The sequence below is a fragment of the Pseudomonas putida NBRC 14164 genome, assembly GCF_000412675.1.
In the GTDB taxonomy this organism is placed as follows: domain Bacteria; phylum Pseudomonadota; class Gammaproteobacteria; order Pseudomonadales; family Pseudomonadaceae; genus Aquipseudomonas; species Aquipseudomonas putida.
Genome location: NC_021505.1, coordinates 2,584,044 through 2,607,435, shown reverse-complemented (window position 1 = coordinate 2,607,435; position 23,392 = coordinate 2,584,044). Strand labels below are relative to the sequence as shown.

Here is a 23,392-nt window from a genome sequence, read left to right as displayed (position 1 = left end):
TCGACAGAAGGCCAGAATGAAACGCTACGAACGCTTCGCCGACGACATTGCCGAACTGATCCGCTCCGGGGTCCTGGGCCCCGGCCAACGCGTGCCTTCGGTACGCTACGCCAGCCAGACCCACGGGGTCAGCCCGTCCACCGTGTTCCAGGCCTACTACCTGCTGGAGCGGCGCGGGCTGATCCGTGCCCGGCCGCGCTCGGGTTATTTCGTCAACGCCCACGCCCCGCGCCAGTTCAGCGAGCCGCAGGCATTGCAGCCGGTCAGTGAGTCGACGGACGTGGACGTCAGCGGCCTGGTGTTCTCGATCCTCGACTCGATCAAGGACCCCAACACCATACCGTTCGGCTCAGCCTTCCCCAGCCCCGAACTGTTTCCGCTGCAGCGCCTGTCGCGCTCGCTGGCCAGCGCCAGCCGCAGCATGGACCCGCGCATGGTGGTGACCGACCTGTCGCCCGGCAACCCGCAGCTGCGCCGGCAGATTGCCCTGCGCTACATGGTTGGTGGGCTGATGCTGCCGATGGAAGAGCTGTTGATCACCAACGGTGCACTGGAAGCCTTGAACCTGTGCCTGCAGGCAGTTACCCAACCGGGCGACCTGGTGGCCATCGAGGCCCCCGCCTTCTATGCCTGCCTGCAAGTGCTGGAGCGGCTGAAGCTCAAGGCTGTGGAAATCCCCGTGCACCCGCGCGAAGGCATGGACCTGGGGGTACTGGCACAGACGCTGGAAAAGCACCCGGTAAAGGCCGTGTGGTGCATGACCAACTTCCAGAACCCGGTAGGCGCCAGCATGCCGGAGGCGAAAAAACAGGCGCTGGTGGAACTGCTGGCGCGTCACCAGGTGCCGTTGATCGAGGACGACGTGTACGCCGAGCTGTACTACTCGCAGCAGGCACCCAAACCGGCCAAGGCCTTCGACACCCAAGGCCTGGTCATGCACTGCGGCTCGTTCGCCAAAAGCCTGGCACCCGGTTACCGCATCGGCTGGGTGGCGGCCGGGCGTTTTGCGCAGAAGATCGAGCGGCTGAAACTGATGACTTCGCTGTGTGCCTCGATGCCGGCCCAGGCAGCGATAGCCGACTACCTGCAACACGGTGGCTATGACCGCCACCTGCGCAAGCTACGCTACGCCCTTGAAGGCCAACAGGCCAACATGCTGGCCGCCATCGCCCGCCACTTCCCGGCGCAGACACGGGTCAGCCAGCCCTCGGGTGGCTACTTCCTGTGGCTGGAACTGCCCGAGCAGATGGATGCCCTCAAGCTGTTCCACATGGCCCTGGCCCAGGGCATCAGCATCGCTCCGGGGCCGATCTTTTCGCCCACCCGCCGCTTCGGCAACTGCATCCGCCTCAACTACGGCAGCCCCTGGCATGACGGTGCTGAACGGGCCATGGAGACGCTCGGGCGAATCATTCGCTCCTTCTGACCGCTACGAGCCTGAAGGGCGACTATAGTTGCCCGATCCGTTCATGGGGCTTGGGTCATGCAGCCAGATTCGCTTCCATCGATTACCCAACTGCAGGCGCGTGTCGCAGAACTGGAAGCATGCCTGGCAGAACGCGAAGACAGCGCCCATGCACACAACAAGCTGCTCGGTGAACTGCTCGACAACAGCCTGGCCAACGTGTTTGCCGCCGACCGCAAGATGCGTCTGGTGGCCATCAACCGAACGGCTCGCGAAACCTTCCAGCGCCACCGCGGCTTCTTGCCGCAGATTGGCGATTACGTACCGCAGTTCCTGACCAATCAGCCCGATGTCATGAACCGGTTGGCCCCGGTTTGGCCGCGTGTGCTGGCCGGCGAAGCGTTCGTCGATACCGTCACCTTCGGTCCGCCTGATGCGCCGCGCCATTACGAAATCCGCTACCACCCGTTGCGCGATGCTCAGCAGCGGATCCAGGGCGGATACATGTTTGCCTATGACATCACCGAGCGCATCGCCGAACAGCAACGCCTGCGCCAGGCCGAGGAGGCTCTGCGCCAGTCGCAGAAAATGGAAGCGATCGGTCAGTTGACCGGCGGCATTGCCCACGACTTCAACAACCTGCTGGGCAGCCTGCTCGGCGCAGTGGAAATGGCCGAACGGCGCCTGGACCAACAACGCCATGCCGACACCGCCCGCATGCTCGAACTCTGCCGCAGCACTGCCTTGCGCGCTGCGGCGCTGGTAAAGCGCCTGCTGGCCTTCTCGCGCCAGCAGACGCTGGTGCCGCAACCGGTTGATGTGCAATGCCTGGTAGCGGGCATGCAGGACCTGATCGTCAGCTCTATTGGCCAGCACATTGACTTTCACGACCAGACTTTGCCCGGGCAATGGTCAATCCACGTCGATCCGCAGCAGCTGGAAAATGCTCTGCTGAACCTGTGCATCAATGCCCGTGATGCCATGCCCCTGGGCGGTACGCTCAGCATCGCTTGTGCAAACAGCGACCTCACCGTGGCTGAGGCCGGTCACTTGGACCTGCCTGCGGGGCGCTACTTGCACATTCGCGTTGGCGATACCGGCATGGGTATGTCCAGCACGGTACGCCAGCGCGCCCTGGAGCCTTTCTTCACCACCAAGCCACTCGGCCAAGGTACCGGCTTGGGGTTGTCCATGGTCTATGGGTTTGTCCGACAGTCCGGCGGGCAGTTGCAGATCGAAAGCGTGCCCGGGGAAGGCACCTGCGTTCATCTGTACTTCCCCCTGGAGGCAAGCATTGCTGCCTGCAGCCAGCCTGTGCCACTCACCACCGGCATCGAGCTTTCTGCCCCCCGCGTGCAGCGAATCATGCTGGTGGAAGACCAGCCAGCCATGCGCCTGGTGCTTGTCGAAGTACTGACTGACCTGGGCCATGAAGTACAGGCTTTCGACCGTGGCCGCCCCGCGCTTGAGGCTATGCATGCGGGCGTACCACCGGACTTGCTGATCACGGATGTCGGCCTGCCCGGGGGAATCGACGGATATCAGCTGGCAGAAGCGTTTCAAACGCTTGTGGCCAAAGCGCCTGTTCTGCTGATTACGGGCTATGACACTGCCGACATCCCGATCAGTAGCCGCCCGGACAGGCGCACCGAGGTGCTGTGCAAACCGTTCAACCTGCAGAGCCTTGGCCAGCGAATTGACCGTCTGCTGGGAATTGCCGCACAACGTTGACCGCCTATCCGCCTGCGGGTGAACACGTTAAAGTCTGCGCATCCTTTTTCGTCGGACGTCGGCATGCCATCCCGCGACCTGCTCACACTGCGTCAACAAGTCGAAGCCCTGCAACGGCGCAATGCGCTGTTGGAAGCACAGCTCGCCAGCTATCAAGACCAGGATCAGGACTTTTACCGGTCGTTGTTCGACACCATGGACGAAGGCTTTTGCATCATCGAGTTCTTTGACGGCCCACATGGCCCGCTGAGTGACTATGTGCATGTGCTGGCCAATGCCGCCTATGCCAAGCACGCCGGCATCCCCGACGTGGCCGGGCAGAAACTGCGCGAAATGGTGCCTGATGAGGCCGATGACTGGGTGGCCCGCTATGGCGCTGTGCTTCGCACAGGCGAACCGCTGCACTTCGAGCAGGAGCTGGTCGCCACCGGCCATGTGCTCTCGGTGACCACGTTTCGCGTAGAGCCTGCAGAGAAACGCCAGGTAGCCGTGCTGTTCAAGGATGTCACCGAACGCCGGCGTGCAGAGCAGGCCCTGCAGCGCCTCAACGAAGAGCTGGAACAACGGGTGAATGCCGCACTGGCGGAGCGACGCTTGTTTGCCGAATTGGTCGATCACAGCGTGGTCAATGTGCATGTGGTGGACAAGGGCCTGCGCTGGCTGGCTGTGAACCGCCAGGCCAAGCATGACTTCCACCTGCTGTACGGAAGGACCCCGGAAATCGGCGACTACCTGCCCGGGCTGTTCGAAGACGGAGGCGCTGGCCAGACACCTATTCTGCCAATGTGGCAGCGCGCCCTGGCTGGCGAGCAGTTCATCGAAATTGGCACCTTCGGCAAGCCTCCCATGCTGCGCCATTACGAATTGCGCTTCAACGCCTTGCGCGACCCAAAAGGCGAGATACAAGGCGCGTTTCTTTTTGCTTATGACATCAGTGAACGGGTGCAAGAGCAGGAACGCCTGGCCAAGGCCGAAGAAGCACTGCGCCAGGCACAGAAGATGGAGGCCGTAGGCCAGCTCAGTGGCGGCATTGCCCACGACTTCAATAATCTGCTGGGCGGCATCCTTGGTGCCCAGGAACTGATGCGCCAACGCCTGGACCAGTCACGTTTCGACGCCCTGGAACCCTTGCTGGAGCTGTCCAGCGGCTCGGCGCAGCGGGCCTCTTCGCTGGTGCACCGGCTGCTGGCGTTCTCTCGCCAGCAGACTCTGCAACCCTGCTCCACACAAGTGGCCACGCTGGTTGCCGGCATGGAGGACCTTCTGCGGCGCACCATCGGCCCTGCCATTAGCCTGAGCAGCCGCTTCGCCAGCCAGCTGTGGCCGACCTTCATCGACCCGCCTCAACTGGAAAGCGCCCTGCTCAACATCTGCATCAACGCCCGCGATGCCATGCCTGCGGGTGGTGTGATCGAGATCATTGGCGATAACCTGGTGCTTGACGACGAGCAGGCCCTGGCAGGGGGGCTGCCAGGCGGCGAGTATGTGCGACTGAGTATCGTCGACAACGGCAAGGGCATGTCGGCTGAAGTGGCCGAGCGCGCAGTCGACCCGTTCTTCACCACCAAACCGATGGGCCAGGGAACCGGGCTGGGTCTGTCCATGACTTACGGCTTCGTGCGTCAGTCGGGTGGGCAATTACGCGTGCTGTCGGTGCTTGGCGAAGGCACCCGCATCGAGCTGCTGCTACCCCGCCACGACGAGCAACCCAAGGCCCCTGCCGGCAAACCGCAGCGCACGCCTTTGCAAAGAAGCAGCGCGGCTGCGAAGCGCATTCTGTTGATCGAAGACCAGACCGCCTTGCGCCTGGTGGTGGGCGAAGTGCTGGAAGAGCTGGGCTATCGGGTGGACGCCTTCGAGAATGGCCCGACCGCCCTCGCCCACCTGCAAAGCGGCGAACGGCCAGACCTGCTGCTGAGCGATATCGGGCTGCCGGGTGGCCTAAATGGCCGCCAGGTGGCCGAGCGCTGCCGTGTGCGCTACCCAGACCTCAAGGTGCTGTTCATCACCGGTTACGATGAGAGCGCGGCGCTCAGCGACGGCCAGCTGTTGCAGGGTACCTCGGTGCTGACCAAGCCGTTCGAGCTGGAAGCACTCGCCGAGCGTGTACGCGAGCTGCTGGGGGATTGACGGGCGCGCTCAGCGCCCGCCGCTCAGGTCGATGAAACTGCCGGTGGAATAGGACGCTTTGTCCGAGAGCAGCCAGAGAATGGCTTCGGCCACTTCCTCGGGGCGCCCGCCGCGCCCCATGGGCAAACCGGGCTCAAGCTTGCTGACCCGGTCGGGGTCGCCGGACAAGGCATGGAACCCTGTGTGGATGTAGCCTGGCCGAACGCCATTGACCCGCACGCCCTCGCCTGCCACTTCTTTTGCCAGGCCGATGGTGAAGGTGTCGAGCGCGCCCTTGGAGGCGGCATAGTCGACATATTCGTTGGGCGAGCCCAGGCGCGCAGCCATCGATGACACGTTGACAATGGCCCCGCCGTGCCCACCATGCCGATGCGCCATGCGCAACAAGGCGTGCTTGGCGCAGAGCATGGGGCCGACGACGTTGGTTTTCATGATCTTCAGCAGGCGGAACTCGGACATTTCCTCGACGCGACTCTGCTGGCCGATGGTGCCGGCGTTGTTGACCAGTGCGGTGACCGGGCCGAGCTCTTCGTCGACGCGCTGAAACAGGTGGATGATCTCATCCTCGACGCTGACGTCGGCGCGCACGGCGATAGCCTCGGCGCCCAGGGCGCGGACCTGGCCGAGGAGGGTTTCGGCGGCCTGGTCGTCGGCGTGGTAGTTGATGCAGACGCGGTAGCCCTGGCGGGCCGCCAACAGCGCCGTGGCGGCACCGATACCGCGGCTGCCGCCGGTGATGACGATGACGTTCTCCATGATTATGCCAATCGCTTGGGAAAGGGAGGGTCGACAATAGGCGAAAAGGCTACAGATGGGAATGACCGAGGTCAGCTCACACAACCGTGACCGTGTGTTTTAGCTCAATGCCCCGCCGATGCCGGCCCGGCCTTGGCAGTGAACGGTGGCTTGGCGAACCACACCAGCAGGATCAACCCTGCAAACACCCAGGTCATCAGGGTGAAGTAGTCCACTGTTGACATCATGTAAGCCTGCCCGTTGAGTATCTGCTCCAGCTGCGCATAACTCTGCGGGCTGGCCCCACCCAACTGCTCAAGCGTATGCCGCGTCGCCGGGTCGAACTGGCTGATGTTTTCGCTCAGATAAGCATGATGCTGGTCCGCCCGGCGAATCCAGATCCACGTCGTCAACGACGCCGCAAAACTCCCGCCCAAGGTACGCAGGAAGGTCGCAAGCCCCGAACCGTCGGCAATCTGGTGCGGCGGCAGGTCGGACAGCAGGATGCTCAAGGTCGGCATGAAGAACAACGCCACACCAATGCCCATGAACAGCTGCACCAAGGCCACATGCTGGAAGTCCACCTCGCTGGTGAACCCGGCACGCATGTAGCAACTGGTGCCGATCGCCAGGAACGCCAGCCCCGCCAGCACACGCAAATCGAAGCGGTGCGCGTACTTGCCCACGAACGGCGACATGATCACCGGCAGCAAGCCGATCGGCGCCACCGCCAAGCCCGCCCAGGTGGCGGTGTAGCCCATCTGCGTCTGCAACCATTGCGGCAGGATGAGGTTGATACCGAAGAACCCCGCATAACCGCCGACCAGCACGATGGTGCCGACGCGGAAGTTGCGGTGCACGAACAGGCGCAGGTTGACCACCGGGTGGCGGTCGGTCAGTTCCCAAATCACGAACACCGCCAGGAACACCACCGAAATCAGGCTACCGATAATGATGAACGACGACTCGAACCAGTCCAGGTCGTTGCCTTTGTCGAGCACGACCTGCAACGCCCCGACACCGACAATCAGCGTCAGCAAGCCGATGTAGTCCATCGGCTGGCGGCTGGTGATCACAGGCCGGGCACGCATCTGCTGGCGCACCACAGCGGCGGCAAACAGGCCAATGGGCACGTTGATGAAGAAGATCCACGGCCAGCTGTAACTGTCGGTGATCCAGCCCCCCAGGATCGGCCCGGCAATGGGCGCCACCACCGTGACCATCGCCAGCAGCGCCAGGGCCATCCCCCGCTTGGCCGGGGGGTAGACGGCAATCAGCAAGGTCTGGGTCATCGGGTACAACGGCCCGGCGACCACGCCCTGCAATATGCGGAAACCGACCAGCTCGGGCATCGACTGGGCGATACCGCACAGGAACGACGCCAGCACGAACAACAACGTGGCCCAGATGAACAGTTTCACTTCGCCAAACCGCCGGCTGAGCCAGCCAGTCAACGGCAAGGCGATGGCATTGCTCACCGCGAACGAGGTAATGACCCAGGTGCCCTGCTCGTAACTCACCCCCAGGTTGCCGGAAATGGTCGGCAATGCCACGTTGGCGATGGTGGTGTCGAGCACCTGCATGAACGTCGCCAGCGACAGCCCGATGGTGGTCAGCAGCAGGCTCGGCGGCGTGAACTGGGCAGCGGCGTTGTTGCTCATCGCTGGGCCGTCTTGCCGGTTGCGCTGTTATCGTGGATCAACCGGGCGATCAGGTTGTCGGCCTCGACCAACTGACGGTCATACACCTGGGTGGTGTAGCTGGCCTGCTGTGGGGGCTGCTGGGCCAGGGCCGGGCCGCTTTGGTCATGCAGGTCGACTTCTACTACGGTGGACAGGCCAATGCGCAGTGGGTGGTCCTTGAGCTGATCGGGGCTCAGGTGAATACGCACGGGGACGCGCTGGACAATCTTGATCCAGTTGCCGGTGGCGTTCTGTGCCGGCAACAGGGCGAAGGCACTGCCGGTACCGGCGCCAAGGCTGTCGACCGTGCCGCTGTACTTGACCTCGCTGCCGTAGAGGTCGGCGCTGATCTGCACCGGCTGGCCGATGCGCATCTCACGCAGCTGGGTTTCCTTGAAGTTGGCGTCGATCCACACCTGGTCCAGCGGGATCACCGCCATGGTCGCGGTGCCTGGCTGCAGGCGCTGGCCCAGTTGCACAGTACGCTTGGCAACGTAACCGGTAACCGGTGCCACCAGGGTGGTGCGAGCGTGGTCGAGGTAAGCCTGGCGCAGGTCGGCGGCGGCGGCCATGACCTCGGGGTGCGAGGAAACCACGGTGTCGTCGACCAGCGCGCTGCTGGTGCTGAGCTGCTGACGTGCGCTGTTGACAGCGGCCTGGGCGACACTCAGGTCATCGCGGGCGTGGGACAGCTCTTCTGCAGCAATCGCCCCGCTATCGGCCAGCACCTTGCGCCGGTTGAAGTCCTGCTGGGCTTTGCGCAGTTCGGCCTGGCGGGTTTCCAGCTGGGCCTTGAGCGAGTCGACATTGCTGTACAGCCCGCGCACCTGACGCACGCTGCGTGCCAGCTTGGCTTCGGCAGACTGCAGGGCCACCTCGCTGTCGGCCGGGTCGAATTGCAGCAACACCTGGCCGGCATGGACCAGGTCGCCGTCATCGGCACCGATGCTGGTGACGGTGCCGGTGACTAGCGGGGTGATCTCCACCACGTTGCCGTTGACGTAGGCATCGTCGGTGCTTTCGTGCCAGCGCCCCACCAGGCTGTACCAGGCCCAGGTGCATGCACCGGCAAGTACCAGCAACAGCAGCAGGCCAAGCAGCCAGGCCTTGCGCTTGCGCGACGGCTCGGGCGCGGCGGAGGGAGTCGGGGTATCTGCGGGAGTAGCCATGACAATACCTTGGATAATTCGTGACAGGGTTCAACGGTCGCCAAAGCGGCGGATCGTCAACGGGTCGCCAGCACCGAGCAGGACCTTGGCCAGCAGGCCTTCCAGGGCCTTGAGCTCATCGGGCGCCAGCACACCGCACAACTCGTTCATGGCGGCAGCGCCAATTTCCGGGAGGCGGTCGGCCAGGCGCTGGCCATCGGCGGTGAGCGCCAGGCGCACCAGGCGGCGGTCGTCGGCGCAGCGGTTGCGCACAATCAGCTCCTTCTGCTCTAGCCGGTCCAGCATGCGGGTCATCGAACCGCTGTCCAGGCCCAGGTAGCGGCACAGCTCGGCCGGGGTATCCACCTGGTACTGGGTGACGATGATCAGCACCTTGAACTGCGCGGCGGTGACGCCCTCTGATTCGAGGTGCCAGTCGAGAATGCGGTCCTTCAGGATCGCCGCACGGCCAAGCAGCATGCCGATGGCGCAGGTCTGGAAGTTTTCGGGGGAGAAGTGGGCCATCGGAGGCTGCTCGGGCAATTGTGTGAAAATATTACTGCCTAGGCAGTGAATGTCAAAGCTTTGATTAGCTAGCTATGGAAAATTTCATGCTTTGTGCCTTAAGTACGGCCCTTGTAGGAGCGGCCTTGTGCTGCGATGGGGCGCGAAGCGGCCCCAGTTTTGTGCCAGGGCGGTTATTGCGCCCGCAGGCCCAGCGCCTCAACCGCCCCGCAGGCAATCGCCATGCCCACCAGCTCTGCCAGGCTGCCCGCCTGCAGCCGCTTCATCACCCGGCCGCGGTAAAGGTCGACGGTCTTCACACTGATGCCCAGTTGCTCAGCAATCTCGCGGTTGCTCAACCCTTGGGCCAACGGCACGAAAACGTCGCGCTCACGCGGCGTCAGGCCATCGATGCGCACTTGCACCAAGGCCAGCGCCTGGTCGCCCTGCCGCGCCCGCCCGGCGTGCTCCAGCGCCGCCTGCACGCTGTCGAGCAGCAACTGGTCGTTGTAGGGCTTTTCGATGAAATCACAGGCGCCAGCCTTGAATGCCCGCACCACGATCGGCACATCGGCATGGCCGCTGACGAAGATCACCGGCAGCGCCAGGCCACGCTCGCGCATCGCCTGCTGGACGGCCAACCCTCCCAGCCCCGGCATACGCACATCCAGCAGCACACAGGCGGGCCCATCGTCGACGCAGGCATCGAGAAACGCTTGCCCGCTGGCGAACGGCAAGGCTTGCAGGCCCACCGACTGTAACAGCCAGACTGTCGAGTCGCGCATACCCTGGTCGTCATCAACCACATACACTTTTGCTTGCACCACCGCCCCCTTTACGCCCTGCTGACTGCCAGCCGGCAGCACAGTACCAAACCGCCGTTATCACCCGCGCGCGCCCACAGGCTGCCGCCAAAGCCTTCGATCAGGCTGCGGCTCATGCTTAAACCCAGGCCCAGGCCGTCGGCCTTGCTGGTGGTGAACGGCGTGAAGATTTCATCCAGGCGCTCGGGCGCTACACCCGGGCCCTGGTCGGCCACCTCTACCACCACACCATCGCCGTCCCGCGCGGCGCCGAGCAGGATACGTGACGGCTGGTCGCCGTGCAGCTCACGGTTGGCATCGATGGCATTGCGCAACAGGTTAAGCAGCACCTGTTCCAGCAATACCCGGTCGGCATACACCGAAGGCAGCTGCGCACTCACGCGCAGCTCGACCAGCACCTGGTCGCGCGCGGCCTCCCAGGCGCACAGCCGCATGGCTTCGCCGGCCACTTCGGCCACGTCCAGCGCCTGCAGGCGCCGTGGCCCTTTGCGCAGGAAGGCGCGCAGGCGGCGGATCACTTCAGCGGCGTGGGTGGCCTGCTCGCGGATACGCAGCAGGCCCTGCCCTACCCGCTCGCGGGCCTGCGGATCACCCTCCAGGCCCTGCAGGTAACGCTGGCTGGCGTTGGCGTAGTTGACCACCGCCGCCAGTGGCTGGTTGATCTCGTGGGCAATGCCTGAAGCCAGCTCGCCGAGGGTGGCCAACCGTGCACTGTGCGCCAGGCTTTCCTGGGCTTCGATGCGCAAGGTGATGTCGCGGGACACGCTGACCACCTCCACCACCGAGCCGGTGTAGGTTTCGCGGATGGCCCGGCTGGCAATTTCAAACCAGCGATAGCCGCCACAGGCCTGGCGCACCCGGCAGGTCATGGTGTGATAGCCATCCTGGTCCAGGGCAGCGGCCGCCTGGCGCAGCACCTGGCGGCGCTCACGCGGGTGCAGCAGGGTGTGCACGGCTATGCCACGCAATTGCTCGGGCCACAGGCCGAGCAGGCGAAACGCTGCAGGCGAGGCATCCAGGAAACGGCCATCCGGGCTGTGCCGGGAGATCAGGTCGGTGGTGTTTTCAATGATCAGCCGGTACAGGCGCCGGGCGCGGCTGGCCTCGCGTGCACCACGGCGCTCTTCGCTGGCGTCGCGACAGCGCCCGAGCACCTGCTGGCCTTGGTCATCCGGAATGAAAGACCACAGCACGGTGCGCTCCCCCACTTGCACCTCGACGTCGGCAATCGCCCGGTGCTGGCGCAAGCACGCACGCACCAGGGCGGCACAGTTGGCCGGCAGCCAGCTGGTCAGCGCCGGGCCTTCGTCAATCCACGCTTGCAGCGCCGCGTTGAGTGCCAGTGGCTTGGCGTCGGCTGCCAGCATAAGGCTGGGTTGTGGGTCTTTGGCAAGCAAGGGGTAAGCAGTCTGGTCCAAGGTAGGCGGCTCGTTGTTATAGTAGTTTTACTATATTGCTATAGTCGATATTCCTACTACCATAGCGACTCGCGTAAAACTGCGACAGAGGGAGCGGCCCACCGTCCGCCTCCCTGCACCCTGAACAGAGCTAACAATCAGCCATCGGGGGCCAAGCGCACAAGCAGCGCCTGCCTCCCTTACAGGATTACCGCATGTCGATCTATGCCCAGGGCCTGATGCCCGCTGCCGTCAACCATGTCGCCCTCACCCCGCTAAGTTTCATCGAACGCACCGCCGCCGTGTACGGCAACTACCCGGCGGTGATCCACGGTGCCATCCGCCGCAACTGGCAAGAAACCTACCAACGCTGCAGACGCCTGGCCAGCGCCCTTGCAGGCCGTGGCATAGGGCGTGGCGACACGGTGGCGGTGATGCTGCCCAACACCCCGGCGATGCTCGAAGCGCACTTCGGTGTGCCCATGACCGGCGCCGTGCTCAACACCCTGAACGTGCGCCTGGACGCCGAGGCCATCGCCTTCATGCTGCAGCATGGTGAAGCCAAGGTGCTGATTACCGACCGCGAGTTCCATGCGGTGATCGAGGCCGCCCTGGCGTTGCTCGAACACCCGCCCCTGGTGGTGGATGTGGATGACCCGGAGTACGGCGAAGGCCGTGCGGTCAGCGCGCTGGACTATGAAGCCCTGCTCGCCGAAGGCGACCCGGAATTTGCCTGGGAATGGCCGGATGACGAGTGGCAGGCCATTTCGCTCAACTACACCTCCGGCACCACCGGCAACCCCAAGGGCGTGGTCTACCACCACCGCGGCGCCTACCTTAACGCGCTGGGCAACCAGATGACCTGGGCCATGGGCCACCGCCCGGTGTACCTGTGGACATTGCCCATGTTCCACTGCAACGGCTGGTGCTACCCCTGGACCATCACCGCCCTGGCCGGCACGCACGTGTTCCTGCGCCGGGTCGACCCGCAGAAGATCCTGAACCTGATCCGCGAACACCGGGTCACCCACCTGTGCGGCGCCCCGATTGTGCTCAACGCCCTGGTCAACATGCCCGAGGCCGCCAAAGCCGCCATCGAGCACCCGGTACAGGCCATGGTCGCCGGCGCCGCACCACCGGCCAAGGTCATTGGCGCCGTGGAAGAGATGGGCATCCACGTCACCCACACCTACGGCCTGACCGAAGTCTATGGCCCGGTGACCGTGTGTGCCTGGCATGACGAGTGGAACGAACTGTCGCTGGAAGAGCGTGCGCGAATCAAGTCACGTCAGGGCGTGCGCTACCCGACCCTGGACGGGTTGATGGTGGCCGACCCGCAGACACTGGAGCCGGTGGCACGCGATGGCAACACGCTGGGCGAGATCTTCATGCGCGGCAACACCGTGATGAAGGGCTACCTGAAAAACCCCGAAGCCACCGCCGAAGCGTTCCGCGGCGGCTGGTTCCACACCGGTGACCTGGCCGTGTGGCATGCCGACGGCTATGTCGAGATCAAGGACCGCCTCAAGGACATCATCATTTCCGGTGGCGAGAACATCTCCACCATTGAAGTCGAGGACGCCCTGTACAAACACCCGGCAGTGCTTGAAGCCGCCGTGGTGGCGCGCCCGGATGAAAAGTGGGGAGAAACCCCGTGCGCGTTCATTGCCCTGAAGCCAGGCCGGGAGGACACCCGCGAAGCCGACATCACCGGCTGGTGCCGCGAGCACCTGGCCGGTTTCAAGGTGCCGAAGACCGTGGTGTTTGGCGAGTTGCCCAAGACCTCCACCGGCAAGATCCAGAAGTACGTCCTGCGCGACCGGGCCAAAGCCCTCTGAAGCCGTAACGGCCTCATCGCGGGCAAGCCAGCTCCCACAGGGACCCAGCAAGCCTCAAGCCCTGTGAAGTACCTGTGGGAGCTAGCTTGCCAGCGATGAGGCCCGCCCAGCCACTCTCACTCTTCCAAGAGCACACGATGACAACCTATACCGCCCCCCTGCGCGACATGCGCTTCGTCCTGCATGACGTGTTCAACGCCCCGGCCCTGTGGGCCCGCCTGCCCGCCCTGGCCGAGCGCATCGATGCCGACACCGCCGACGCGATCCTGGAAGAAGCAGCCAAAGTGACTGGCCAGCTGATCGCCCCGCTCAGCCGTAACGGCGACGAGCAAGGTGTGCGCTTCGACGCCGGCCAGGTCACCACGCCAGACGGTTTTCGCGAAGCCTGGCAGACCTACCGCGAAGGCGGCTGGGTCGGCCTGGGCGGCAACCCGGCATTTGGCGGCATGGGCATGCCGAAAATGCTAGGGGTGCTGTTCGAAGAAATGCTCTACGCCGCCGACTGCAGCTTCAGCCTGTATTCGGCGTTGAGCGCCGGCAGTTGCCTGGCAATCGATGCCCACGCCAGCGAAACGCTCAAGGCAACTTACTTGCCGCCTCTGTACGAAGGCCGCTGGGCCGGCACCATGTGCCTGACCGAGCCTCACGCCGGCACCGACCTGGGGCTGATCCGCAGCCGCGCCGTACCCCAGGCCGACGGCAGCTATCGCATCAGCGGCAGCAAGATTTTCATCACCGGCGGCGAGCAGGACCTGACCGAGAACATCATCCACCTGGTGCTGGCAAAGCTGCCGGATGCGCCCGCCGGCGCCAAAGGCATCTCGCTGTTCCTTGTGCCGAAATACCGGGTCGAGGCCGATGGCCGACTGGGCGCGCGCAATGCCGCCCACTGCGGCTCGATCGAGCACAAGATGGGCATCAAGGCTTCGGCCACCTGCGTGATGAACTTCGACGATGCCGAGGGTTACCTGGTGGGCGAGCCGAACAAGGGCCTGGCGGCCATGTTCACCATGATGAACTACGAGCGCCTGTCCATCGGCATCCAGGGCATCGGTTGTGCTGAAGCGTCCTACCAGAGCGCCGCCCGGTACGCCAACGAGCGCCTGCAAAGCCGCGCCGCCACTGGCCCACAGGCGCAGGACAAGGCTGCCGACCCGATCATCCACCACGGTGATGTACGGCGCATGCTGCTGACCATGCGCACCCTCACCGAAGGTGGCCGGGCGTTTGCCGCCTATGTCGGCCAGCAACTGGACCTGGCGCGTTACGCCGAAGACGCCGGTGAACGTGAGCACGCCCAGCGCCTGGTGGCACTTCTGACCCCGGTGGCCAAGGCCTTCTTCACCGACAACGGCCTGGAAAGCTGCGTGCTCGGCCAGCAGGTATACGGTGGCCATGGTTACATCCGCGAATGGGGGCAGGAGCAGCGGGTGCGCGATGTGCGCATTGCGCAAATCTATGAAGGTACCAACGGTATCCAGGCGCTCGACCTGCTGGGGCGCAAGGTACTGGGGGCCGGTGGCCAGGCACTGGCCAGCTTCGCCGCCGAAGTACGTGCTTTCAGTGTGGATGCACCGCTGCACCGCGAGGCCTTGCAGGCGAGCCTGGCGCGGCTGGAGGCTACCAGCGCCTGGCTGCGGGCACGGGCAGGCGAGGATGCCAACCTGGTCAGTGCGGTGGCGGTGGAGTACCTGCAGCTGTTCGGGCTGACGGCGTATGCCTACATGTGGGCGCGGATGGCGGCAGTGGCCTTGGCCAGGCGTGAGGAAGATGACGCGTTTCATGGGGCCAAGCTTGCATGTGCGGCGTTCTTCTTCCAGCGTGTGCTGCCGCGTGGTCTGGGGCTGGAAGCCAGCATCAGGGCGGGCAGCGGCAGCCTTTATGGGCTGGAGGCGGCGCAGTTCTGAACTGCCTGCGCATTATCTGTGGGAGCGGGCATGCCCGCGAAGCAGACCACGTGGTGCATGGCACGGGCTTCGCCCGTGTTCGCGGGGCAAGCCCGCTCCCACAGTGATCGCGCAAACTTTGTGATTTCGTACAAGCCAGCTGCCCCACAAGAGGTACGCGATTACAAGTGGGAGCAGCCTTGTGTCGCGATGGGCTGCAAGGCAGCGCCAGGGATTTCAGCCTCGATTGCCGCCCGCGAAGGGTTCTCAAACGCTGAAAAACCGTTGCAAATCTGACGAAAAACAGTCACAACTGATAGTCATTCGCCATTACGTCGGTTCTCGGGAGCCCTCCAGCAAGGGTAGAATACGCAAAATCCGGAGCCGCAATGAATCACGACCGCCTCAACACCAGCCCTGACGATGCCATCACCGACGCCGCCGCGCACTGGTGCATGCGCCTGCACGCCGATGATTGCACGGCGTCCGAGCGCGAGGCGTTTGCCCGCTGGCTGGCGGCGGACCCGCGGCATGCCGAGGAGTACCAGGCAATGCTGGAGATCTGGCAAACGGCCGACCTGTTGCCACGCAACGCCACCGTCGTCGACTTCAACCCACCCACCCGTCAACCTGCCCGCCCTCGCAACTGGCGCCCGCTGGCATCTGCTGCCGCCATCGCCCTGGCCGTGCTGCCGCTGGCCGGCTGGCTGGGCTGGGAACAAGGCTGGCTGCCCAACCACTACCAGCATTTCGAAGCCGGCGACCGCATGCAGACCGTGGAGTTGAGCGACGGCAGCACGGTACAGCTCAACCTCCACACAGAGCTGACCTACCTCAACTACAAGGACCAGCGCCAGGTCACGCTCAAGCGCGGCGAGGCGTTCTTCAAGGTGCAGCACGACAGCAGCCACCCGTTCATCGTGCATGCAGGCCGTGGCCAGACCCGCGTCACTGGCACGCAATTCAACGTGTGGAAATACCAGGACCAGGTCAAGGTCACGCTGGTGGAAGGCTCGGTGCTGGTGTCCAGCGACGGCACCACCGGTGGCTATCGTCTGGGCCCTGGGATGCAGGCCAGTTATCACAAGGGCGACTTCGAGCCGCAGCTTGAACAGAGCGACGACTACGGCAACAGCCTGGCTTGGCGCAGCGGCAAGCTAGTGCTCGACAACCTGAGCCTAGAGCAGGCGCTGCCGGTGATCAACCGCTACCTCGACGCGCCGCTCCAGCTGGCAGATGCCAGCACCGGCCGCATTCGCATCAGTGGTATCTACAACACCCGTGAGGTCGCGCGCCTGGTCAACAACCTGCCCAAGGTGCTGCCGATCTACCTCACCCGCAGCAAGGACGGCAGCACCGTGCTCAACCGCATCTCGCCGCCGCCCGACAAGGGCTGACCCCTCGCCCCTTACAGCGTCATCGCCGCCACCCACCCAAACGCCAGCAATGGCAGGTTGTAGTGGATGAAGGTCGGTACCACGGTGTCCCAGATATGGTGGTGCTGGCCATCCACGTTCAGGCCCGAGGTCGGCCCCAGGGTCGAATCCGAGGCCGGCGAGCCTGCGTCCCCCAAGGCACCGGCAGTACCGACGATGCAAACGGTGGCCAGCGGGTCGAAGCCCAGCTGCACGCACAGTGGCACAAAGATCGCGGCCAGGATCGGCACGGTGGAGAACGACGAGCCGATGCCCATGGTCACCAGCAAGCCCACCAACAGCATCAGCAAGGCACCGATGCCCTTGCTGTGCTCGATCCACTGGGCCGAGGTTTCCACCAGGCTCTTCACCTCACCGGTTGCCTTCATCACGTCGGCAAAGCCCGAGGCGGCAATCATGATGAAGCCGATCATGGCCATCATCTTCATGCCCTCGGTGAAGAGGCCGTCGGTGTCCTTCCACTTGACGATGCCGGACAGCGAGAAAATCAGGAAGCCGACCATGGCACCGATGATCATCGAGTCCAGCAACAACTGGACGATGAACGCTGCGGCAATTGCAAGCCCCGCCACCAGCAGCGTCAGCGGGTTGTACTGCACGCTCACCTGCTCCACCTGCTCGATGCGCGCCAGGTCGTAGTCACGCTTCTTGCGGTAGCTGATGAACACTGCCAGCAGCAGGCCGACCAACATCCCCGCAGCTGGTATGGCCATGGCGTGGGTGACGTTGACACCGCTCACGTCGACACCGGCACGGGCAACGTTGGCCAGCAGGATTTCGTTGAGGAAAATGTTGCCGAAGCCCACCGGCAGGAACATGTACGGGGTGATCAGGCCGAAGGTGATCACGCAGGCGATCAGGCGGCGGTCGATGCGCAGGCGGGTCAATACATACAGCAACGGCGGGACCAGAAGCGGAATGAAGGCAATGTGGATGGGCAGGATGTTCTGCGACGACACCGCCACCACCAACATCAGGCCGATCATCAGCCATTTGACCTTGCCGCCATTGGCATGGCCCTGGCGATCGATCATGGCCAGTGCACGGTCAGCCAAGGCATGAGCCAGGCCGGACTTGGCAATGGCCACCGCAAAAGCGCCCAGTAGCGCATAGGACAAGGCAACCGTGGCGCCACCGCCCAGGCCACCGTTGAACGCCTTGAGCGTGCCTTCGATGCCCAGGCCGCCCACCAGCCCACCGACCAGGGCACCGATGATCAGGGCGATGACCACATGCACGCGGGACAGGCTGAGTATCAGCATGATGCCGACCGCGGCGATCACTGCATTCATGGTTGGCTTACCTCATTACGGCAGAAAAAAGCGCGCACTCTGAAGCAGTGGGCGGCAGATGTCAAAAGCGCCATGTTGCGGCGGATTTCACAGAAGGCCGGATTTAAATTGAATGTTTGAATAAAGAAAAAAATGAAAGGGCCGATAAGCTGTTGGGCTCCCCGCCCAACCCAGCCCCAAAGCCATAACCCTTAGTGCCCAAAAAAAGGGATCCGCCCCCATGCCTTTGCGCCAACTTTCCATCCAGTGGAAGATCACCCTGCTCGCCGGCCTTTGCCTGGCTGGCATCGTCACCTTGCTTGTCGGCCTCTCGTTGTACCGGATGGACCATAGCTCGGACCTGGTCAAGGCCAGCAGCATGCAGATGCTGACCGAGGCGGCGCAATCACGCATCGAGTCGCAGGGTGAAGTGCAAGCGCTCAACATCCGTCGCCAGTTCATGGACGCCTACCAGTACGGCGCCGGCTTCGCCCGCCAGGTGCTGTTCCTGCGCGAACAGGCAGAAAAGCGCTACCTCGACGCGTTTGACCTGCGCGAAGACATGACCCGCCAGGTGCGTACCGCACTGCAGGCCAACCCCGACCTGCTCGGCCTGTCGCTGGTGTTCGAGCCCAACGCGCTGGACACCAAGGACAGCCTGTTCGCCGGCAAGGCAGAGCTGGGCAGCAACGAAACCGGGCGCTTTGCCCTGTACTGGTCGCAGCCGCGCGCCGGCCAGCTGACCGCCATGGCGCTGCCTGAACACGACATGGCCAACACCGAGATCGGCCCCAGCGGCCAGCCGGCCAACACCTGGTGGGTGTGCCCGCGTACGACCGGCAAGGTGTGTGTGGTAGAGCCCTATTTCTATGACATCGATGGCCAGCAGGTGCTGATGACCAGCATCGTCTTCCCGCTGGCGGTCAACGGCAAGATCATTGCCACCCTCTCCATCGACATTAACCTCAACAGCCTGCAGGCCCTGAGCCAAGAGGCCAGCCGCAGCCTGTACGAGGGCCGCACCACGGTCGCTATCCTCAGCCCGGTCGGCCTGCTGGCCGGCTACAGCGCCGATGCCAGCAAGCTGGCCCAGCGCTTCGACCAAGTGGACTCGGCCAAGGGCGCCGAGTTGGTACGCAAGCTGGCCGATGGCAAGATGACCATCCTGCACGACCAGCAGCGTCTGAAGGTGCTGGCCGCGTTCCGGCCGATCCCCGACGCGCAACCCTGGGGCGTGCTGCTGGATGTGCCGGAAAATGCCCTGACCGGGCCTGCCGAAACACTGAAGCAGGAACTGGACGCGCTGAACACCAGTGGTACCCTGCTGGAGCTGGGCCTGGGCCTGGCGGCAGCCATTGCCGGCCTGCTGATGGTGTGGCTGATGGCCCGCGGCGTTACCCGGCCAATCCTCGGCGTGGCCGCCATGCTCAAGGACATTGCCAGCGGCGAAGGCGACCTGACCCGCCGCCTGACCTACCAGAAGCAGGACGAGCTGGGTGAACTGGCCGGCTGGTTCAACCGCTTCCTCGACAAGTTGCAGCCGACCATCGCCGAGGTCAAACGCTCCGTGCAGGCTGCACGAGGCACCGCCGACCAGTCCTCGGCAATTGCCACGCAAACCAGCGCCGGCATGGAGCAGCAATACCGCCAGGTCGACCAGGTGGCCACGGCCTCGCACGAAATGAGCGCTACGGCCCAGGACGTGGCGCGCAGTGCTTCGCAAGCCGCCCAGGCCGCCCGTGATGCCGACCAGGCCACCCGCGAAGGCCTGGCAGTCATCGACCGCACCACCCAAAGCATTGATGCCCTGGCCGCCGACATGAGCAACGCCATGGCCGAAGTCGAAGGCCTGGCGCAGAACAGCGAAAAGATCGGTTCGGTGCTGGAAGTGATCCGCTCGATTGCCGAACAGACCAACCTGCTGGCGCTCAACGCCGCCATCGAGGCAGCCCGCGCGGGTGAAGCCGGCCGTGGCTTTGCAGTGGTTGCCGATGAAGTACGCAACCTGGCCCGACGCACCCAGGAGTCGGTAGAAGAAACCCGCCAGGTGATCGAGGCCTTGCAGGACGGCACCCGCGAAGTGGTCGGTGCCATGGACAACAGCCACCGTCAGGCCCAGGGCGGTGTCGAACAGGTTGGCCAGGCCGTGACTGCGTTGCAGCGTATCGGCCAGGCGGTGACGGTGATCACCGACATGAACCTGCAGATCGCCTCGGCCGCCGAAGAGCAAAGCGCAGTGGCCGAAGAGATCAACAGCAACGTGGCAACTATCCGCGATGTCACCGAATCGCTGTCGGGGCAGGCCAACGAGTCGGCGCGAGTCAGCCAGTCCCTGAACAGCCTGGCCAACCAGCAGCAGGCGCTGATGGACCAGTTCCGCGTCTGAGGCAAACGGGGCCGCTCCGCGCGGCCCCGAGCCCCGCCAACAGCTCGTCGTCTACACTTGCCCCCACCCCCAAGGCGCGGCAAACGACGAGGTCTGGATGAACAAGTTTTCAACGCTGCTGGCTGGCTTGATGCTGGCCTTAGGCCTGGCCAACACCCACAACGCTGTATCGGCAGAGCAACGCCCACCGATCCATTTCGGTGCCATCGGCTGGGAAAGCGGTGCCCTCACCACCGAAATCCTGCGGCTGATCGTGGAGCGCGGGTATGGCTACACCACCGATACCTTCCCCGGCAGCACCGTCAGCATGGAAGTGGCCCTGGCCAGCAACGACCTCCAGGTGATCGCCGAAGAGTGGGCCGGACGCAGCCCTGCCTGGGTCAAGGCCGAGCAGGCAGGCCAGGTATTCGCACTGGGCGACACGGTCAAGCATGCAGAAGAAGGTTGGTGGGTACCCGCGTACGTGATCGAAGGCGACGCTGCTCGCAAGTTGAAGCCTTTGGCGCCCGAACTGCGCAGCGTCGACGACCTCAAGCGCTACCCGCAGGTATTTCGCGACCCCGAGTCACCCGACAAGGGCCGTTTTCTGAACAGCCCCAGCGGCTGGACATCGGAAACGGTCAACAGCCAGAAACTCAAAGCGTATGGCCTGGATGAGCTGTATACCAACTTCCGCAGTGGCTCCGGTGCAGCGATGGATGCGGAAATCGGCTCGGCCATCCGCCGTGGCCAGCCGGTGCTGTTCTATTACTGGAACCCGACCCCGTTGATGGGGCGATACAAACTCATCCGCCTGCAAGAGCCGCCGTTCGATGCCCAGGCCTGGGCCACCCTGACAGATGCCGCCAACCCTGACCCGAAGGGCAGCCGCTCACTGCCGGCGAAACTGTCCATCGGTGTATCCAAAGCCTTCCGCGATGGCTACCCGGACCTGGTCGCGGTGTTCGAGCAGGTCGACCTGCCGATCGATCGGCTCAACAAGGCGCTGGCCGTCATGAGCGAAAAGCGCACGCCACCGCGCGAGGCCGCCCTCACCTTCCTGCGTGACAACCCAGAGGTGTGGAAAGCCTGGCTGCCTGCCGAGGTTGCCACCAAGGTTGAGGGCAGCCTGTGAGCAACGGCTTTCCCCAAGCCCTGCAGTTTTCTTTCGCTGACAGCGTAAACAGGCTGGTCGACTGGCTGGTGCTGAATTACGGCGATCAGTTGCGCGCGGTTTCTGACCAGCTGCTGCAACTGCTGGTCGGCCTGGAGAACCTGCTGCGCCTGCTGCCCTGGTGGTTGCTGTTGCTACTGGTTGGCCTGCTTGCCTGGCACGCCAGCCGCAGCCTGCTGCGCAGCGCGGTGCTGGTAGCGCTGCTGGCCTTGATCGGGATGCTCGGGCTGTGGGACAAGCTGCTGCAAACCTTGGCCTTGGTGCTGGTGAGTACCGGCCTGTGCGTGCTGGTGGGCGTGCCGCTGGGCATACTACTGGCTTCCCGGCCACTGGCGAGGCGGCTGCTGTTACCGGTACTGGATGTGATGCAGACGCTGCCGGCCTTCGTTTACCTGATCCCGGTGCTGATGCTGTTTGGCCTGGGCAAGGTACCCGCCGTGTTCGCCACGCTGATCTACGCCCTGCCGCCACTGGTACGGTTGACCGAACTGGGCCTGAGCCAGATCGACCCTTCGTTGCTGCAGGCCGCACACGGCCTGGGGGCAACCCGCTGGCAGCGGCTGCGGCGCATTGCCCTGCCGCTGGCGCTGCCAAGCATCATGGCCGGGCTCAACCAGTCGGTAATGATGGCCTTGTCGATGGTGGTGGTGGCATCGATGATCGGTGCCCGCGGGTTGGGTGAGGATGTGCTGGCGGGGATCCAGACCTTGAATGTCGGCCAAGGTGTGGAGGCCGGGCTGGCGATCGTCGCCCTGGCCATGGTGATCGACCGGATCAGCCAGGCGTATGGGCGTATTGAGCGCTGAACAATGTGGCCTGTACCGGCCCTATCGCCGGCAAGCCAGCTCCCACAGGGTCACCACAATGGCCGCTGCCGGTGGAGTACCTGTGGGAGCTGGCTTGCCGGCGATAGGGCCGGGCCTGACAATACCGCCCTGTCAGCTTGTAACCGGACCTCCTCCGCATGTCTCTCAAAGCCTTGCGCACCCTGGTAACCATCGCCCGCCACGGCACCTTTGCGCGTGCCGCCGACCTGCTCAGCCTCACCCCTTCGGCGGTGAGCCTGCACATCAAGACCCTTGAAGACGAGTTGCAGGCCCCCCTGTTCGACCGCAGCCGCAGGCAGGTGGTGCTGACCGAAGCAGGCCAGTTGGCGGTGGCCCGCGCCGAGAGCATCCTGGCTGCCTACGACGAACTGGCCGACGCTGTGGCCAGCGGCCCGAGCCTGCGCGGCCGCCTGCGCCTGGGGGCGATCCATACCGTGCTGGCGCGGCGCTTGCCCAAGGCGCTGGTATGGATCAAGGCCAACCACCCACAGTTGCACATCAGCGTGGCCTCGGGCATGTCGGCGGAGCTGGCACGCCGCGTGGAGGACGGTGAGCTGGACGCGGCAATCACCACTGAGCCGGTCAGCCCATACCCACAAAGCCTGGATTTCACACCGCTGTTCGAGGACCGCTTCTGGGCCATCGCCAGCCCCGAACTGGCCGGGTACAGCGTACCGCAGCTGCTCGCCAGTCAACCGTTCCTGCGCTTCGACAAGCGTGCCTGGGCCGGGCGGCAGATTGAGCAGGAACTGCGCCGCCAGCATTTGCAAGTGAGCGAACAGATGGAACTGGACAGCCAGGAAGCGTTGGCAAGCATGGCCGTCATGGGCCTGGGTGTCGCGATCATCCCCATGGCAGACGACGACCTGAAACGCCTGCCGCCGGCCACCTGCCTGCCGTTTGGCCAACCGCAACTGACCCGCCGTGTGGTGTTGCTGGAGCATGAGAAAAGCCAACGGCGGCATTTGAGCGCGGTGTTGAAGACTGCGCTTGAGGCGTAGTTGCAATTAGTGACTGTCCTGGCGGGATCTCTGTGGGA

At 64.2% G+C, this 23,392-nt stretch carries 17 protein-coding genes and 1 pseudogene; 11 read left to right on the top strand and 7 right to left on the bottom strand.

Going from position 1 to position 23,392, the window contains the following annotated elements:
* Positions 1 to 16: 16 nt before the first annotated feature.
* From mapR to PP4_RS11595, 3 genes are all read left to right on the top strand, one after another.
* A complete protein-coding gene (gene mapR / locus PP4_RS11605) occupies positions 17 to 1,426 on the top strand; it encodes a GntR family transcriptional regulator MpaR (RefSeq protein ID WP_016499368.1) in 1,410 nt (469 codons plus the stop codon).
* Positions 1,427 to 1,483: 57 nt separating this feature from the next.
* Complete coding sequence (locus PP4_RS11600; RefSeq protein WP_016499367.1) at positions 1,484 to 3,136, top strand: PAS domain-containing sensor histidine kinase; 1,653 nt, start codon at positions 1,484 to 1,486, stop codon at positions 3,134 to 3,136.
* 63 nt (positions 3,137 to 3,199) lie between these two features.
* A complete protein-coding gene (locus tag PP4_RS11595) occupies positions 3,200 to 5,266 on the top strand; it encodes a hybrid sensor histidine kinase/response regulator (RefSeq protein ID WP_016499366.1) in 2,067 nt (688 codons plus the stop codon).
* A 9-nt stretch (positions 5,267 to 5,275) separates the two neighbouring features.
* Here the strand turns inward: PP4_RS11595 and PP4_RS11590 are convergent, their stop codons facing one another.
* The 6 genes from PP4_RS11590 to PP4_RS11565 form a co-directional block, all read right to left on the bottom strand.
* A complete protein-coding gene (locus PP4_RS11590) occupies positions 5,276 to 6,022 on the bottom strand; it encodes an SDR family oxidoreductase (protein ID WP_016499365.1) in 747 nt (248 codons plus the stop codon).
* 104 nt (positions 6,023 to 6,126) lie between these two features.
* Positions 6,127 to 7,662: a DHA2 family efflux MFS transporter permease subunit gene (locus PP4_RS11585; RefSeq protein ID WP_016499364.1), complete on the bottom strand. Its 1,536-nt coding sequence runs from the start codon at positions 7,660 to 7,662 to the stop codon at positions 6,127 to 6,129.
* Positions 7,659 to 8,852, bottom strand: coding sequence for an HlyD family secretion protein (locus PP4_RS11580; protein WP_016499363.1), 1,194 nt, complete (start codon positions 8,850 to 8,852; stop codon positions 7,659 to 7,661). Before PP4_RS11580 ends, PP4_RS11585 begins: the two co-directional genes overlap by 4 nt.
* 30 nt (positions 8,853 to 8,882) lie before the next feature.
* Entirely contained in the window at positions 8,883 to 9,356 is a 474-nt protein-coding gene (locus PP4_RS11575; protein WP_016499362.1) for a MarR family winged helix-turn-helix transcriptional regulator, read from the bottom strand.
* Between the two features lie 173 nt (positions 9,357 to 9,529).
* A complete protein-coding gene (locus PP4_RS11570) occupies positions 9,530 to 10,162 on the bottom strand; it encodes a response regulator transcription factor (protein WP_041168009.1) in 633 nt (210 codons plus the stop codon).
* An 8-nt stretch (positions 10,163 to 10,170) separates the two neighbouring features.
* Positions 10,171 to 11,577, bottom strand: coding sequence for a sensor histidine kinase (locus PP4_RS11565; protein WP_016499360.1), 1,407 nt, complete (start codon positions 11,575 to 11,577; stop codon positions 10,171 to 10,173).
* A 194-nt stretch (positions 11,578 to 11,771) separates the two neighbouring features.
* On the opposite strand from PP4_RS11565, the gene PP4_RS11560 reads away from it, so the two are divergent.
* From PP4_RS11560 to PP4_RS11550, 3 genes are all read left to right on the top strand, one after another.
* The gene (locus PP4_RS11560) at positions 11,772 to 13,394 is read left to right on the top strand and encodes an acyl-CoA synthetase (protein ID WP_016499359.1); all 1,623 of its coding nucleotides are present in this window, start codon (positions 11,772 to 11,774) and stop codon (positions 13,392 to 13,394) included.
* 137 nt (positions 13,395 to 13,531) lie between these two features.
* Positions 13,532 to 15,301 carry an acyl-CoA dehydrogenase C-terminal domain-containing protein gene (locus PP4_RS11555; protein ID WP_016499358.1) on the top strand — a complete coding sequence of 590 codons (1,770 nt, stop codon included), beginning with the start codon at positions 13,532 to 13,534 and terminating at the stop codon, positions 15,299 to 15,301.
* A gap of 368 nt (positions 15,302 to 15,669) precedes the next feature.
* Entirely contained in the window at positions 15,670 to 16,677 is a 1,008-nt protein-coding gene (locus PP4_RS11550; RefSeq protein WP_016499356.1) for a FecR family protein, read from the top strand.
* A gap of 11 nt (positions 16,678 to 16,688) precedes the next feature.
* Here the strand turns inward: PP4_RS11550 and PP4_RS11545 are convergent, their stop codons facing one another.
* On the bottom strand, positions 16,689 to 18,008 hold the full coding sequence (locus PP4_RS11545; RefSeq protein ID WP_016499355.1) for a Na+/H+ antiporter family protein: 1,320 nt from the start codon (positions 18,006 to 18,008) through the stop codon (positions 16,689 to 16,691).
* Between the two features lie 220 nt (positions 18,009 to 18,228).
* Here PP4_RS11545 and PP4_RS29840 point away from each other — a divergent pair.
* From PP4_RS29840 to PP4_RS11525, 5 genes and pseudogenes are all read left to right on the top strand, one after another.
* Positions 18,229 to 19,515: pseudogene (locus tag PP4_RS29840) on the top strand (PDC sensor domain-containing protein); the annotation flags it as partial.
* A gap of 102 nt (positions 19,516 to 19,617) precedes the next feature.
* Positions 19,618 to 20,373 carry a methyl-accepting chemotaxis protein gene (locus PP4_RS29835; protein WP_370453613.1) on the top strand — a complete coding sequence of 252 codons (756 nt, stop codon included), beginning with the start codon at positions 19,618 to 19,620 and terminating at the stop codon, positions 20,371 to 20,373.
* A 97-nt stretch (positions 20,374 to 20,470) separates the two neighbouring features.
* The gene (locus tag PP4_RS11535) at positions 20,471 to 21,487 is read left to right on the top strand and encodes an ABC transporter substrate-binding protein (RefSeq protein ID WP_016499353.1); all 1,017 of its coding nucleotides are present in this window, start codon (positions 20,471 to 20,473) and stop codon (positions 21,485 to 21,487) included.
* Positions 21,484 to 22,332: an ABC transporter permease gene (locus PP4_RS11530; protein ID WP_016499352.1), complete on the top strand. Its 849-nt coding sequence runs from the start codon at positions 21,484 to 21,486 to the stop codon at positions 22,330 to 22,332. Before PP4_RS11535 ends, PP4_RS11530 begins: the two co-directional genes overlap by 4 nt.
* Positions 22,333 to 22,490: 158 nt before the next feature.
* A complete protein-coding gene (locus PP4_RS11525) occupies positions 22,491 to 23,354 on the top strand; it encodes a LysR family transcriptional regulator (protein WP_016499351.1) in 864 nt (287 codons plus the stop codon).
* Positions 23,355 to 23,392: the final 38 nt, after the last annotated feature.